General features: G+C 39.9%; 16 protein-coding genes. 10 read left to right on the plus strand and 6 right to left on the minus strand.

Annotated elements, in window-relative coordinates; translation table 11 throughout:
• Positions 1–34: 34 nt before the first annotated feature.
• Complete coding sequence (locus tag ACRRSQ_RS10650; RefSeq protein WP_440875715.1) at positions 35–709, plus strand: nitroreductase family protein; 675 nt, start codon at positions 35–37, stop codon at positions 707–709.
• A gap of 22 nt (positions 710–731) precedes the next feature.
• On the opposite strand, the gene ACRRSQ_RS10655 is transcribed toward ACRRSQ_RS10650, so the two are convergent.
• Both ACRRSQ_RS10655 and ACRRSQ_RS10660 read right to left on the minus strand, forming a co-directional pair.
• The gene (locus tag ACRRSQ_RS10655; RefSeq protein ID WP_440875716.1) at positions 732–947 is read right to left on the minus strand and encodes a hypothetical protein; all 216 of its coding nucleotides are present in this window, start codon (positions 945–947) and stop codon (positions 732–734) included.
• Positions 948–949: 2 nt separating this feature from the next.
• Positions 950–1,318: a ribonuclease E inhibitor RraB gene (locus tag ACRRSQ_RS10660; protein ID WP_440875717.1), complete on the minus strand. Its 369-nt coding sequence runs from the start codon at positions 1,316–1,318 to the stop codon at positions 950–952.
• A 97-nt stretch (positions 1,319–1,415) separates the two neighbouring features.
• Between ACRRSQ_RS10660 and ACRRSQ_RS10665 the strand changes: the two genes are divergently transcribed.
• Positions 1,416–2,285, plus strand: coding sequence for an RluA family pseudouridine synthase (locus tag ACRRSQ_RS10665; protein ID WP_440875718.1), 870 nt, complete (start codon positions 1,416–1,418; stop codon positions 2,283–2,285).
• A 1-nt stretch (position 2,286) separates the two neighbouring features.
• On the opposite strand, the gene dapA is transcribed toward ACRRSQ_RS10665, so the two are convergent.
• From dapA to ACRRSQ_RS10680, 3 genes are all read right to left on the minus strand, one after another.
• Positions 2,287–3,195, minus strand: coding sequence for a 4-hydroxy-tetrahydrodipicolinate synthase (gene dapA, locus ACRRSQ_RS10670; RefSeq protein ID WP_440875719.1), 909 nt, complete (start codon positions 3,193–3,195; stop codon positions 2,287–2,289).
• A gap of 73 nt (positions 3,196–3,268) precedes the next feature.
• The gene (locus tag ACRRSQ_RS10675) at positions 3,269–3,649 is read right to left on the minus strand and encodes a hypothetical protein (protein WP_440875720.1); all 381 of its coding nucleotides are present in this window, start codon (positions 3,647–3,649) and stop codon (positions 3,269–3,271) included.
• Between the two features lie 6 nt (positions 3,650–3,655).
• A complete protein-coding gene (locus ACRRSQ_RS10680; protein WP_440875721.1) occupies positions 3,656–4,396 on the minus strand; it encodes a hypothetical protein in 741 nt (246 codons plus the stop codon).
• Positions 4,397–4,701: 305 nt separating this feature from the next.
• On the opposite strand from ACRRSQ_RS10680, the gene ACRRSQ_RS10685 reads away from it, so the two are divergent.
• From ACRRSQ_RS10685 to ACRRSQ_RS10700, 4 genes are all read left to right on the plus strand, one after another.
• Complete coding sequence (locus ACRRSQ_RS10685) at positions 4,702–6,027, plus strand: CinA family nicotinamide mononucleotide deamidase-related protein (protein ID WP_440875722.1); 1,326 nt, start codon at positions 4,702–4,704, stop codon at positions 6,025–6,027.
• 233 nt (positions 6,028–6,260) lie between these two features.
• On the plus strand, positions 6,261–6,587 hold the full coding sequence (locus tag ACRRSQ_RS10690) for a hypothetical protein (protein WP_440875723.1): 327 nt from the start codon (positions 6,261–6,263) through the stop codon (positions 6,585–6,587).
• A gap of 29 nt (positions 6,588–6,616) precedes the next feature.
• Complete coding sequence (locus ACRRSQ_RS10695; RefSeq protein WP_440875724.1) at positions 6,617–8,302, plus strand: DUF342 domain-containing protein; 1,686 nt, start codon at positions 6,617–6,619, stop codon at positions 8,300–8,302.
• Between the two features lie 65 nt (positions 8,303–8,367).
• A complete protein-coding gene (locus tag ACRRSQ_RS10700; protein WP_440875725.1) occupies positions 8,368–9,168 on the plus strand; it encodes a DUF2884 family protein in 801 nt (266 codons plus the stop codon).
• A 40-nt stretch (positions 9,169–9,208) separates the two neighbouring features.
• On the opposite strand, the gene ACRRSQ_RS10705 is transcribed toward ACRRSQ_RS10700, so the two are convergent.
• Entirely contained in the window at positions 9,209–10,861 is a 1,653-nt protein-coding gene (locus ACRRSQ_RS10705) for an electron transfer flavoprotein-ubiquinone oxidoreductase (RefSeq protein ID WP_440875726.1), read from the minus strand.
• A 283-nt stretch (positions 10,862–11,144) separates the two neighbouring features.
• Here ACRRSQ_RS10705 and ACRRSQ_RS10710 point away from each other — a divergent pair, with 283 nt between their 5' ends.
• From ACRRSQ_RS10710 to ACRRSQ_RS10725, 4 genes are all read left to right on the plus strand, one after another.
• Positions 11,145–11,897: an electron transfer flavoprotein subunit beta/FixA family protein gene (locus tag ACRRSQ_RS10710; RefSeq protein ID WP_440875727.1), complete on the plus strand. Its 753-nt coding sequence runs from the start codon at positions 11,145–11,147 to the stop codon at positions 11,895–11,897.
• Positions 11,894–12,820 (plus strand): electron transfer flavoprotein subunit alpha/FixB family protein, encoded by a 927-nt coding sequence (locus ACRRSQ_RS10715; RefSeq protein WP_440875728.1) that lies wholly within the window; start codon positions 11,894–11,896, stop codon positions 12,818–12,820. The genes ACRRSQ_RS10710 and ACRRSQ_RS10715 overlap by 4 nt, the downstream gene beginning before the upstream one ends.
• A gap of 461 nt (positions 12,821–13,281) precedes the next feature.
• Positions 13,282–14,322 carry a porin gene (locus tag ACRRSQ_RS10720; protein WP_440875729.1) on the plus strand — a complete coding sequence of 347 codons (1,041 nt, stop codon included), beginning with the start codon at positions 13,282–13,284 and terminating at the stop codon, positions 14,320–14,322.
• A gap of 44 nt (positions 14,323–14,366) precedes the next feature.
• The gene (locus tag ACRRSQ_RS10725; RefSeq protein ID WP_440875730.1) at positions 14,367–15,353 is read left to right on the plus strand and encodes a TRAP transporter substrate-binding protein; all 987 of its coding nucleotides are present in this window, start codon (positions 14,367–14,369) and stop codon (positions 15,351–15,353) included.
• The last annotated feature ends 144 nt before the right edge of the window (positions 15,354–15,497 follow it).

Here is a 15,497-nt window from a genome sequence, read left to right on the forward strand (position 1 = left end):
CAGCTAAAATCGATAATAAACCTGCGAGTACAAGATGAAAGAACACGACGCGATACCACTAAGCGACTTTATTGAATACGATGAAAATGAAATGCTACAGCGCTCAGCTGATTTTTATCAAAACATTAAAAGGCGTCACTCGATTCGTATGTTCAGTGATAAATCGGTACCACAAAGCATTATCGAAAATTGCATTAAAGCCGCGGGCACGGCGCCGAGCGGCGCAAATCATCAGCCTTGGCATTTTGTTGCGGTGCAAAACCCAGATGTTAAACAACAAATACGCCAGCAAGCTGAAGCGCATGAGCAGGCTTTTTATGCTGGCCGTGCAGGTGAAGAATGGCTAAAAGCGCTAAAAGATCTCGGCACCGATGCGCAAAAACCTTACTTAGAACATGCCCCTTGGCTTATTGCGATATTCAGCGAAAAAAAAGGCGGCATTAAAGCACAAGATAAACAAACCAACTATTACGTGCATGAGTCGGTTGGCATAGCAACAGGTATTCTCATTACCGCATTACATAACGCCGGATTAGCAACCTTAACTCACACGCCTAAACCGATGTCATTTTTAAATAAAATTTGTCAGCGTAGCGACAACGACCGTGCTTATATGTTGTTAGTTATTGGTTATCCAGCGCAAAACGCAACGATACCTAAACACGCACAAATGAAAAAGCCGCTTAACGATATCGCGACATTTTTATAAAACACTTGGTAAGGTATGTGACTTACGAAAAATCGAGTGCGACGTCGGTACAACCTTTTGGGCAACATATTCCAGTTGCCTGATTGTCATCTGATGGCAAAGTAATGCTCAGCGCTTGTTTGCAGTGCTGACATGCAACAGGTTGACCTAATAGCAACTTTTTAATCACATTTTTTTGCTGAGCAAAAGAGCTAGCACTCTTTTTTTGCAACGACTTAAAGCTTTGTTTATCTATCATCACTAATACGCAACATTCGCAGCAGTAACACAATACCAGCCATCGTACTGACCTTGAAAGCTTTCTGCATTGGCTTCTAATAACGCTTGATAGGCAATGATGTTTTGATAGCTCAATGCCATTCTAGGATACGCGGTAATTTCCCACGGTAATTGTTCATTACCTTGGTAAGGAGAAAAAGATAATTTTTGGTTGTTGGCCAACAGAATATGACCAAATTTTAACGCGAGTTCTTGTGAGGGAAAGATAGTTGAAAACTCAACTTCATGCTCCGCCGATAAATCGTGACCATTTTCAAGCATTTGCCATAAGCAATCACCAATTTCGTCATTTGGGAACAAACTGACATCTCTTTCCATATTTAACCACATTTCGATAAAACCTAAGCTTAATTATAAAATATCTCACCACGTTATGCACAGTTATTTGTTACACTGGCACAATCTAAGCAAGTCCAACGTTATCAACATGAAATTTGAACGCCACCTCACTATCGATCCTCAACCATCAGCGCTTATTGCCACGTTAGCTCAACATTGCCAATTATCAAATGCACAGTTAAAGCAGGCCATTACTAAAGGTGCGTTATGGTTAAGACGTGGCAAACATACCCAACGATTAAGACGCTTAAAAAAAGAATTACAACCAGGTGACCAGCTACACTTTTATTATAACGAGGCGGTGTTGGCACAAACTTGTGCGCCGGCGCAATTAATTGCCGACTATAAAGACTACAGCATTTGGTATAAGCCTTATGGCATGTTGAGCCAAGGCTCAAAATGGAGCGACCATTTAACGATTAGCCGTTATGTTGAACAACATATAACGCCGCAGCGCCCAAGTTACATCGTGCACCGTTTAGATAAAGCGGCAACAGGGTTAATTGTAATCGCCCATAGTAAAAAAGCTGCGCGTGCATTAAGTGCCATGTTTGAACATCATCAGCTAGACAAGCATTATCATATTATTGTCCATGGCGATCATAGCAAATTTGAACAACCACAAACCATTACGCTTGCCATTGATGACAAAAAAGCCACCAGCCACTTTTCGCAACTTGATTATGATGCAAGCCATGATTTGTCGTTAGTTGAAGTGGTGATCGAGTCAGGCAGAAAGCATCAAATAAGAAAACATGCTAAATCGATTGGTTTGCCAGTGGTTGGCGATCGCCTGCATGGAGATGAATTACAACATTACCCTGAGATGCTTAATTTACAGTTGTGTGCAGTAAAAATCGCATTTGCCTGCCCATTGTCGGGCAAGCAAATTAGTCATCACTTGCCACCCGACTTAACGCCGCAGCTCGAGCAAGTGATCACCTTGTTAAATGAATAAATTAGCAGATATACGAAAAGTCGCTATCGTCTAATAAATTTAAGCTATCACCAACAATATCGTTTAAATCGAGTTTACTAAGCAAGGCTAAACCTTGTTGACGTTGCGCTAACGTTAAGGCTTGATACGGCAGTCTAAAATTCTTTTGTACCGCATTGGTCATCATCATCGCTGTATTTAAACCAATTGGGTTTGGTTCGCAAAACAGCCATTGCATTAACCCTTGTAATTGCTCGTTAAGCTCAGGTACGTTTTCATCCATCAATTTACGCATTAAGCCCGGCACTATATTAGAGGTAACTGAAATTACGCCATGGGATTTATGTTGATGGCGACCATTAAAGCTTTCGTCGTCGTTGCCTGACCAACAAGCAATGCCTTTATTTTCATAGTAAGCAATACGTTCGTTACCGGCACATTCTTTAACACCGATAAAATTTTTGTGAGTAGCAATCGGCTCAATAAAGTCTGGCGTTAAATCTTGTCCCGTACGCCCTGGCACGTTGTAAATAAACGCTGGGCCTTTTTCCAATACTTGATTAAAGTGTTCAATAACACCTGCTTGAGAAGTACGACCGTAATAAGGGTTAATTTGCAGCGCTGCATGCATACCTGATGCAAAACCATTTTCGGTTGCTTTAATCGCTTCACGGGTATTATTACTGCCGGTATTGCCAACAATAATTAGCTTGTCAGCATATTTATGCACACTGTGCGCGATCAGCATTAAGTGCTCTTCCCAGCTTAGTAAGTGCCCTTCACCTGTCGTACCACCAACAATAATGCCATCGACACCGGCGGCAATTTGTTGTTCGATTAAACGATCGTAGGTCGCTAAATCTATATTACCTTGGCTATCGTAAGGAGTTTTGATCGCGGTGATCAGGCTTGCTGCTCTTAAATGGTCCATTTTTTCTCTCAAAAATTGCTATTATTTTCTAAACTGCAGGCAATATAGCCGCACTTTTTAACTAACGGGAAGGTTAACAAAAACCGATTTTATCAATAACGCGACGCAGGATAAACACTTCATTGCTGACAATATGCTGATATTTAAAAATTTGATTATCTAACTGCAATACTCGGTAGGCATGATAGTTATTTTCATCGGCTAAATCTGCGCCATATTCGTGCTCGTCAACCACTTCACCTTTGGTGATGGTAAAGTGAATATCACCAACGAGTCCCCAATCACCTAACTCAATGATTTGCTGACTCACTTGGCCAGACTCGTCATGGTTGATAAAAGAAAATTCGAAACTGCCATCAACCGATAGCTGCGCATATTCAGTAAAATGCACATTATCTTCATCAATATCACTTCGATACCAACGCCCTATTAGCATTTCTCGAGCGTAATTCATGGTTATTTAATCCTCAACAAGATGATATTTTTGCTTTAACGCATCAACTTTTTGCTTATTATCGCGTAAATATTGATTAAATTCTTTAATAATTTCAGGATATTGAATTGATGAAAAAAAGTACGCATATTTCTCATGATGTATATTTTGATTAAGTACGATTTCACTATTTGAATTCAGTTTACGCTGATTATGCGCGATCACATTCTGATCAATATTGGTGGCGTCAACATTGCCATAAAGAAGGTGTTTAACAATACTCCGTGTTGCAACACTTTCAACAAGCTTAGTATGTCCACTATTTATTTCGTTCACCCAAAGTGTTGGGTAAAAACCTGTCATAGTGCCCAATTTTTTTACCTGTTCACGGTTAATTTTAGCATTCTTTTTCAGCACATAAGCACCAGCCATCAGATAAAGCACTGGCTCACTATAGGTAATATCGAGTTTTATTTTTTCGCTGTCTCGCCAGCGAATGTTGTCAGGAAATTTAAAATCAATATTTTGTTCTACATACCAGCGATTAAAGCGCTTAATTGGCAAAGGTAAAAAACGATACGAATAATCTTTTGACTCAAAAAAGCCACTCAGCAAATCACGAGTAAAACTCGGCTTTACAGTGTTTTGATAGTCAAAGTCGTATAAAGGATAATAATCAATCGCTTCAACACCAATGACATAGGTTTTATCATCAACCTGTTTCGCTGAGCAAAAAGCAGAAACCAGCAAGAACAGCAAGAACAGCATGAGGCTTTTATAAATGCAGTTAAATAACAGCCGTGACGCTAACGTTAAACGCAATCTTCCCCCTCGCCAAGTAGCCCTAATAGTTATATAAACTTTTATAATCAAAAATAGTCAGTGAATAAAAAAAATCACACTAAAGTAACAATACACCGTTCTAAACCAGATTGGAAAAAATAGTCTATTTATTGGCTTCTAACTCGCATATCCTTAACAGGAAATATAGGTATAATTAGCGCATTCTTAAAACACCATATGATTTTGATTCAAAACATCAATTGGTAAAAACAATAATAGGAAACCACACAATGTCGACTTTAAATGTTCAATTATTGCTAACAGGCAATGAGCTAATGTCTGGCGATATCATTGACAGTAACTCAGCGATGATCGCACAACAACTCAAAGAACTCGGCATTGAACTTAAAAGAAAGGTCACCGTATCTGACGATATGGCACTGCTGATTGATGAAATACAACAACTGAGCCTGCAATCTGACGTAATAATCGTTAACGGAGGTCTTGGACCAACAGTTGACGATTTAACAGCACAAGCGCTTGCCCAAGCAGCAAATGTTGAATTAGAGCAACACCCCGACGCATTAATACACCTTCAAGATTGGTGTAAAAATCGTGGCGCGGCATTAAATAATCAAAACCTCAAACAAGCAATATTACCTAAAGGTGCTAACGTAGTCGCTAACCGAACAGGCAGCGCTGTAGGCTTTAGTCTTGTGCTTAATGACTGTGAAATAATTTGCACACCAGGTGTACCGCCAGAGCTTAAAGTAATGCTCAGTGAACAAATCATTCCTAGCTTAAGCCATCGCTTACCTAGCAATTTAAAAACCCACGTAACGCGCATGCAAGTGTTTGGTATTGGTGAAGCGGCGCTGCAAAAACTTATTGACGATAGTTTCCCCCATTGGCCAGCTGAAATCGAGTTAGGGTTTAGAGCCGCATCACCGCTTATCGAAATAAAACTCACCACAAGAAGTGAACAGGCAGAAAAATTAAAACAACAGTGGCAAACTAAATTACACCAATTATTGGGCGATCATATCTTTAATATCATTAGTGATAAAAGCTTATCGCTTGCAGAGTGTGTGGTGGATTTGCTCACCAGTAAACAACAAAAAATCACCTTAGCGGAATCTTGCACTGGCGGACTAATTGCTAACCACATTTCTCGTATTCCTGGCGCATCTGATGTATTTGAAGCAGGCTTTGTCACCTACTCAAATCAAATGAAAACAAACATGTTAGCAGTTGATGAAAATATATTTGAGCAAGCAGGCGCGGTAAGTGAGGCTTGCGTAAAAGCAATGCTAACAGGTGCTTTAGCGGTTTCCGGTGCCGATTGTGGTATAGCCGTTTCAGGTATTGCGGGTCCAAGTGGTGGCAGCGCAGAAAAGCCCGTTGGCACCATTTGCATTGGCTGGGGAACTAAAGAACAGATAAATACCACGACTTTACTCATACCTGCAAAACGCGAATACTTTCAAAAATATGTTTCGGCAATCTCGTTAGATTTATTACGCCGACTGCTTATTAATAGCAAAGAAAAACCTAACTATATTACTGAACGCGCAATTGCAAAGGTCATTAACGCACGAAATCTTGATCATAAATAACGCTTTAGTTATAAAAATACTTTAAGTTAAACTTAGTCCCTGTAAGCTTAATTATTGCTAACTAAATTAAAAGTTTATATATTTACAATTAAGCAACAAAAAAATACCGCCATCATTCTTAATAATTTTGGTAAATGTGCGCCTTGTTTTGTTCACACCTGTATTTTGGAAGTCAGTGTTGTTAGTTTTTATGAAAGCAGAGTAACAAAGCAATAACAAAGTAAGGGTTTATTTTGATAGAAAAAAATTTTATTACTAGCGGTAGAAATACCCTAATACACAAAATAAAAAAATTCGATTTATTAATTGTTAATGGTGACCACCCTGTCGTTATCGTTAGCCATCGAGGGATTGGCGTTTACAAAGGTGCTATGCCATCTAAACGCTCTGAAGCTAAAAAAGCTTACCAAGAAGTTATTGATATTTCGTCTATTGATGTCTTTGGTGAAGAAAAAACCTTAGTATTTATTCAAGCACTTGATAATAAAGAGTACAAGTTAGACTATTCAAAAGTGGGAACAGCCAGTTTTATTAAGGTGCACCAAGACAATTACATCTAACGCAAGTTTGAGTTTGGAGTTTACAATCAATGACAGTTGCTAATTTAGTAACAAATAAAAATAATCATGTTGACTTGGTGTTAATTCCTAAAAAAGACAACAAAGTGATAAGTGAAGCAAATATTCACGAACTGATAAAAGCATCTGAATTTTCTGATCTTCATCTCGAAATGGCTAATGTCAAAAATGCCGTTGCTGAATTAAATGGTGTCTTAAAGCCGCTGCAAGCTAACCAAGAAGCTTCTGAGATACGCTATCAAATATTAGAGCGCAGAGACGCCTCTATTACCATTAATATTGATAGTGATGAAATGGGCTGTAGTGCTGAAATCACCACAGCTCTGGGCGGAAAACACCTTTCTGCCAAAGCAATACTTCACGCCGCACAAGCCGCAGGCATTACCAAAGGTTTTAGTAAAGAAGAGTTAATTAAACTGGCACGCGCTGGTGCAAAAGAACCTGCAGGCTCTATTGTTAAAGCCCAAATAGCGTGGGGAAAAGAACCGGTTAACGGCAAAGATTCACAAATAAAACCCTTAGTTGAAAGTGCCCAAAACCGTATTTTAAAGCCAAAAGAGCGAGAAGATGGTAGCGTTGATATGCGCGACCTTGGCGATATTATCTGTGTAAAAGTGGGCGATCCGCTCGCGCAAAAAATACCTTTCACCCAAGGTAAGAAAGGGTTTACCGTGACCGGAAATCCTCTTGAACCTGTACCTGGCGAAGATATTGAACTTAAGGCAGGTGAAGGCACAACCATCAGCCCTAAAAATCAAAATGTCTTAGTTTCAACCTTAGTTGGCTTGCCGCGCGTGATCGACAACGGCATGGAAGTCGACGAGGTCTATAAGCTTAAAAATGTTGACATCAGTACTGGTCATATCAAATTTCAAGGTAGTGTTATTATCGATGGTGATGTCTGTGAAGGTATGAAAGTATCAGCGACGGGCGACATTACGATTGGCGGCTTTGTTGAATCTTCATTTCTTGATGCCGGTGGCGATATCACCATAGGCACTGGCATTATTGGTAAAAAATATGAAACCGATAATGTCGATGTTAAAGACATTAATATGAGCGTTAAAATAAATGCTAAAGGTAATATTTTTGCTAAGTACTGCCAGTACGCGGAAATTAATTGCCAAGATTTACGCATTGAAAATCAAATGATGCACAGCATTATCAATGTGAATGGGCAATTATGGGTCGGTAATGAAGAACATGCTAATGGCAAACTCATTGCTGGCCATATACATGCAGGCACATCTGTACATGCCGGTTGTTTAGGTGCAACAGCGGGTGCTCCAACCATCATTACTTTTGACAAACGCATTGATGAATACAAAGATGAAATCGACGCCGTAGACAAAAAAATTAAAGAAGAGTCAGACCAAACAGAAGAGCTAAAAGGTGCAATTAATAAACTCAAACTACTGCCGAAAGACAAACAACAACCTGAACTGTTAAAAAAGGTGGTCACAACCTATAAGTTTCACGCGGGGAAATTAGCAGAAGATTTGCAAGAAAAAGCAATGCTAGAAGATCTATTGCAAGAATATATGGGGCAAGTTTTTGTGGAAGCAACTGAAAAGCTTTACCACGGCGTAGAATTAGTTGTGGGAGACTTTCGAGACCGCTCTCGCCGAGAGTACGGGCCAAGCAAAATGAAGTACAGTGAACGAAAAATTCATATCGAGCCCATTGTTCACACCTAAAAAATAGTACATATCCCAAAAATACTTTATCATCACAACTTACCGAGTAATCAAGTGAGTTTCCAGTGAAGATAGTCAAATTTATAATGCTCGCATGTCTATTGCTTAGTCAATCCGCACTAGCCAATACATGCGACATCAACTTTCAATACGGCGTGATCATCTCTCCGGAGCATGTGCGTTTTCTCAATGAAGGTAAAACCTATTTACAAATAAATGATGCTAAACAGCTGTTTTTAGAAGGTCGTGAAGTAGAGCTATCCAAAGCTCAACAGCAACTCTTGGCTAATTATACGCAAGGCATTCAGCAGCAAGTCCCTGAAATAGTGTCTATTGCCATCGAAAGTGTCGATATTGGCTTAAAAGCAGTAAATAAAGTTATCGGTGGTTTAACTGGTGAAAACAGTGAGTCGCACCAACAAATTCAAAAAAAGTTTGAAGACCTGCAATGGCGCTTAAGAAAACGCTTTAATCATACCACCGACAATTATTATATCGCGCCGCAAGACTTTGATGATTTTGATGAAATATTTGCCGGTCAATTTGAAGAAGAAATTGAAGAAATTATTTTTCAGTCACTTGGCACTATTTTATTAGCGGTCGGTGAAGCCATTAGTAACCGTGAAGAAGGCAATTCAGAGCAACGTGCAAACACATTAGATGATCGCATGGAGCTACTTGGTAAAGATTTAGAAGTAGAAATTACCTCAAGAGCACAAGCATTAGAGCAAAAAGCAGAACAATTCTGCCAAGGGTTAATTGAACTCGACTCACTTGAAACTGAGTTAAGAGCGAATATTCCACAACTAGTTGACTTTGACCTTATACAGGTTAAAAAGCACAATTTAGAAAACAAAAAAGCCTGATAATTCAGGCTTTTTTCATCAACATTCTTAAATTATCTAATTACATGTTCGGATAATTTGGACCACCTGTACCTTCTGGCGTGACCCAAGTAATATTTTGGCTTGGGTCTTTAATGTCACAGGTTTTACAGTGAATACAGTTTTGTGAGTTGATAACAAAAACATCTTCACCATCGTCAGACTTTTCAACTTCATACACACCCGCTGGGCAGTAACGCTGTGCTGGTTCATTGTATTTAGTTAAATTCACTTTCACAGGGATCGTCGCATCAGTTAATTTCAAATGACACGGCTGCTCTTCTTCATGGTTAGTGTTCGACAAAAATACTGATGACAGTTTATCAAAACTCAATTTATTATCAGGTTTCGGATAATTAATCACCGCACATTGGTCTGCAGGTTTTAACTGTTCATGATCTAACGAGTCATCTTTAAAATTAAACGGCAATTTACCGCCAAAGAAGTTTTGATCAACCATGTTATACATACCACCTAAAGTGGTACCAAACTTATGCATAGCAGGACCAAAATTACGGGTATTGTATAACTCGTCGAATAACCAAGAACTTTCAAATTTATCTGCATACGAAATTAAATCTTTACCGCCTTCATCACTATTCGCTAGTGCTTCGACAATTGTTTCTGCTGCTAACATGCCCGACTTCATCGCGGTATGATTACCTTTAATTTTGGCAAAGTTAATCGTACCTGCGTCACAACCCACCATTAATGCGCCTGGCATCGTCATTTTTGGAAGTGAATTATAACCACCTTTTGCCATGGCTCGTGCGCCGTAAGAAACACGTTTACCACCTTCTAGATATTGGCTAATTTTAGGGTGATGCTTATAACGTTGAAATTCATCAAACGGACTTAAATGTGGGTTCGAATAATTTAGATCAACAATTAAACCAACAAATACTTGGTTGTTTTCCGCGTGATATAAGTAACCACCACCTGTGGTGTCTTTTTCTAACGGCCAACCCGCACTATGTACCACTAAACCTTCTTGATGCTTTTCAGGATCTATGTCCCAAATTTCTTTGAAACCAATACCGTAATGCTGAGGCGAACGGCCGTCATCAAGGCTAAATTTGGCAATCAGCTCCTTACCTAAATGACCACGACAACCTTCTGCAAATACCGTGTATTTGGCTTTAAGCTCCATACCCGGCATGTAAGAGTCTTTTTGATTACCGTCTTTATCTAGACCCATGTCACCAGTAATAATACCGCCAACACTGCCATCTTCATTATAAAGTACTTCTTGAGCAGGAAATCCAGGAAAAATCTCAACCCCCATTTGCTCTGCTTGTTCGGCTAACCAACGACAAATATTGCCCATACTGGTGATATAGTTGCCTTCATTATGCATGGTTTTAGGTACCGCAAAGCCCGGTAATTTAATACCGTTTGACGCGCTATTAAACAAATAAATGTCATCGCCGGTCACTGGGGTATTTAGTGGCGCACCTTTTTCTTTCCAGTCTGGAAACAACTCATCAAGTGCTCGTGTTTCAAACACTGCGCCTGATAAAATATGTGCACCAACTTCTGAGCCTTTCTCGACGACACATACCATTAATTCTTTTTCTTGTTTTTGAGCTAACGTCATTAATTGGCAAGCAGTTGCTAAGCCTGACGGGCCTGCGCCTACGATCACAACATCAAATTCCATTGATTCACGTTCCATGACAATCCCCTTAAGTAAATTCAGATAAACTAATTCAAACACATGTTTGATATTCAAACAAGTGTTTGATAGTATAAATTCATTATATAGATATTTTGTTGGCAATTACTAATTTATAGCTGACAAATTGCATATAAAAATAGTTTTTCCGCAATTTGATCAAAGTATTTATAAAGATCACGGTTTTGGTCGTTATCTTTATTGCTATTTTTCGAATTGTTTCCTAGGTTATTCACTAATGTTTAACTGTTTAAAATTATAACAATTGCACTTCGAGGCTAAGATGAAAGTATTAGTACCCATTAAGCGTGTTATCGACTACAACGTCAAAGTTCGCGTAAAACCAGACAACTCCAATGTTGATCTTGCTAATGTAAAAATGGCAATCAACCCTTTTTGTGAAATCGCAGTCGAAGAAGCTGTTCGTTTAAAAGAAGCTGGTGTAGCTACTGAAATTATCGCTGTTTCTATTGGCGACAAATCTTGTCAAGAACAACTTCGTACCGCATTAGCCCTAGGCGCAGACCGCGCAATTCAAATTGAGACTGACCAAAACTTAGATTCACTTCATGTCGCTAAGTTGCTACAAAAAGTGGTTGAAGCTGAAGCTCCTCAATTAGTTATTCTTGGTAAACAATCAATCGATAGCGATAACAACCAAACAGGTCAAATGCTTGCTGCATTAACGGGTTTAGCACAAGGTACATTTGCTTCAGAAGTTAAGGTTGAAGGCGATAAAGTTAACGTTACTCGTGAAGTTGACGGCGGTTTACAAACCGTTGCGTTAAACCTTCCTGCTATCGTGACTACCGACTTACGCTTAAATGAACCACGTTACGCGTCATTACCAAATATTATGAAAGCAAAACGTAAGCCTTTAGACGTGCAACCCGCTGCCGATTTTGGCATTGATTTAAGCCCACGCTCTACTTTACTTAAAGTAACGCCTCCTTCAGAGCGTCAAGCAGGTATTGTGGTTGAGTCTATCGACCAATTAGTTGAAAAATTAAAGAATGAAGCGAAGGTGATCTCATGAGCATTTTAGTATTTGCAGAACACGACAACAGCAGCTTAAAAGCTGATACATTAAAAACCGTTGCTGCAGCACAAGCTATTGGTGGCGACATTGATGTATTAGTGGCAGGTAGTAACTGTCAAGCCGTTGCAGAAGCAGCCGCTCAAATTAATGGTGTCAATAAAGTACTTGTTGCAGACAACGCCGCTTATGAACACCAACTTGCAGAAAACGTAAGCTTATTAGTGACTGATCTTGCTGGTGATTACAGCCACATTTTAGCAACAGCGTTAACAACCGGTAAAAACTTTATGCCTCGCGTTGCAGCTCTATTAGACGTTGCACAAATCTCAGATATTATTGCAGTAGAAAGCGCGGATACGTTTGTACGCCCGATTTATGCAGGTAACGCAATTGCCACCGTGCAAAGTTTAGATAGCAAGAAAGTGATCACCGTACGTGCAACAGGTTTTGACCCAGTAGCAACCGACGGTAGCGCGGAAATTGTTGCTTTAAGCCAAGCAACTGATGCTGGTACATCAAGCCACGTAAGTGACGAACTAACTGTGTCAGAGCGCCCAGATTTAGGTGCCGCTGGCGTGGTAATTTCTGGTGGTCGTGGTATGCAAAACGGCGATAACTTTAAACTACTTGAAGGTATTGCAGATAAACTTGGCGCAGCTATTGGTGCTTCACGTGCCGCGGTTGACGCAGGTTTTGTTCCTAACGACATGCAAGTTGGTCAAACAGGTAAGATTGTTGCGCCAGACTTATACATTGCCGTAGGTATCAGTGGTGCAATTCAGCATTTAGCCGGTATGAAAGACTCTAAAGTTATCGTTGCGATCAACAAAGATCCTGAAGCGCCAATCTTCCAAGTTGCTGACTACGGTATTGTTGCTGACTTATTTGAAGCCTTACCTGAGCTAGAAAGTAAGCTTTAATACAATCACAAAATGCGTTTAAATTAATGCGTTTAAATCAGCGCAATTGAAACAAGCTTTAATCAAAGGCCAATTATGTAAAAATAATTGGCCTTTTTCTTTATTCACTTCCCTACGCAAATAACCTTGTCTTGGCAAAATACATAAAAATCATAGGCTAGTTTCATTTATTCTTCATGGGTGGACTTCCACCCATAGGCTATTTTTTTCGGGTCATTCCCCACACAAAGTTACGCATTCTCGTTCATCTTCAAAAAAACACAACTCCTATAACCTTTTATTTTAACTGAATAAAAAACTTATTCCTCTTTAAAAAACTTGCTTGGCACCATGCTTGCGATATAGCTATTGCACAAATTATTAATGCACCAAAAAACAAAGTAAAAACGCTGAGCAAAAAACACCAAGCAACAGGTAGAAATATCTCAATACAGAAGGTATTCACCAACAAGGGGAACACAATGAACAATAAGTTAACAACAAAAATCGCAGCTACACTGCTACTGGCTAGCACATCGTCAATGGCATTTGCTGAAGAAGGTGATGTTAAAACATCATTCTACGGCTCACTACGGTTAGGTGTCGATTATGTTGATGCTGGCACCGACGACGATGCTGCCAATGGTCGCGATTATTTAAGTCGTATTGGCGGTAAAGCCTCGGTCGACTTAGGTGGCGGCTTAACCGGTATCGGTTTATTCGAATACGGTTTACGTGGTGAAGATAACGATAACTTTGTCCAAAACAACCGCGCCGGTATGCGCCAAGTGTACATAGGGTTAAAAGGTGATTTTGGTAAAGTCACCTACGGCTCACAAACCATTTTATGGCACAAGTTTGTGCGTGGTGCCTATTTCTCTGATGGTTTAGATTCACTTCGCCAAGGTGCAATTCGCGACGACGATTTTCTGCAATGGGAAAAAACCTCAGGCAACTGGCGTTTTGGCGCAGCACTGCAAACCGAAAAACAAGACGGCGACTCGTTCGATCAATACCAATTAGCGGCGCAATACAACGCAGGCCCGGTAAAACTACAAGCAGCCCTAGCAAGTGATCAACGCGGCGACAACAACGGTAATTTATACGGGGTTCGCGCTTGGTATAACCTTTCTGACACCGTGACTTTATCCGCTTTTTATCATTTAGCTGAAGAAGACTTTGATATTTATTCAGGCAATTCTTCAGGCAACGTTGAACTTAACTCGACAGCAAGTGGCTCGAAAGTTGGCGGCGTAACCGCTTGTGCAGATGAAGAGCGTTCAACCGCGGCCATTTACGGCAAGTGGAAGTCGGGCAAAAACCAAGTACATGGTCGTTATGCCCTCAACAGCTGCGACATCAAAGGTGATGTCAGCTCAATTAAAGTGGAATACATTCGCTACTACTCAAAATCTTTCCGTTTATGGGCGGCATTTGAGCAGTTTGACAGCGATGATACGCGCTTGCCAACCACTGGCGAAGATTTATCTGAATTTCAATTAGGCGCACGTTTTGACTTTTAAGCAAAACATTTTCACTTACTCATTTGAACAACAGGATAATTATTATGTCATTAGTTAAAAATTTACTCGCCACAACTGGCGCCTTTTTATGTGCATTGTCATTAAGTACATCAGCAAAAGAAATAGAAATTAAGTTCTCACACGTAGTTGCCGAAAATACGCCAAAAGGGCAAATGGCGATGAAGTTTAAAAGCTTAGTTGAAGAAAGACTGGCGGGAAAAGTTGTCGTAAAAGTTTTTCCAAATTCACAATTGTTTGGCGATAACAAAGTACTTGAAGCGATGCAATTAGGCGATGTTCAACTAGCCGCGCCGTCGTTATCGAAATTTAAAAAATACACCAAAAAACTGCAAATATTTGATCTGCCATTCATCTTTAACGATATGGCAGCGGTTGATAAATTTCAACAAGGCAAAGAAGGTCAACGCCTCTTAAACTCGATGAGCCGTAAAGGTTTACAAGGTCTAGGGTATTTACATAACGGCATGAAGCAGCTTTCATCAAGCAGCCCAATGCGACTGCCAAGTGATTTATCAGGCAAGAAATTTCGCATTATGTCGTCTGAAGTATTGGCCGCACAATTTCACGCGGTAAATGCAGTGCCGGTGAAAAAGCCGTTCTCTGAAGTATTCACCCTACTGCAAACCAAAGCCGTTGACGGACAAGAGAATACTTGGTCAAACATTTACTCTAAGAAATTTTTTGAAGTACAAGGGCATATCACTGAAAGCAATCATGGCGTTTTAGATTACTTAGTGGTGACGTCAAAATCGTTTTGGCAATCAATTCCAACAGACATTCGTAAAGAAGTAAAAGCGGCGTTAGACGAAGCAATTTTGTTTGGTAATTCCATTGCTGCGCAAAAAGCCAAAGAAGACAAGCAACGCATTATCGACTCTAAGCGCTCTTCAATAACCGAGCTTTCTCAAACCGAGCGCCAGCAATGGGTAGCGGCAATGAAACCGGTATGGCAACGCTTTGAAAAGCAAATTGGCAAAAAGATCATCGATGCAGCTGTTGCTGCCAATTAAATAGCTTCACTTACCTAAGGTGTAGTTAAACCGCTTTAGGTAAGTGCTTTTTACTAGCGCTTTTTAAGTCAGTTTATAGGTAATTATTGTGAAAAATTCTCAAACGTCTAACGCTATTGAAGAAGGATTTATCTGCATTCTCAT

It is taken from the genome of Thalassotalea sp. PLHSN55, from assembly GCF_052030545.1.
Taxonomy (GTDB): Bacteria; Pseudomonadota; Gammaproteobacteria; order Enterobacterales; family Alteromonadaceae; genus CANMXU01.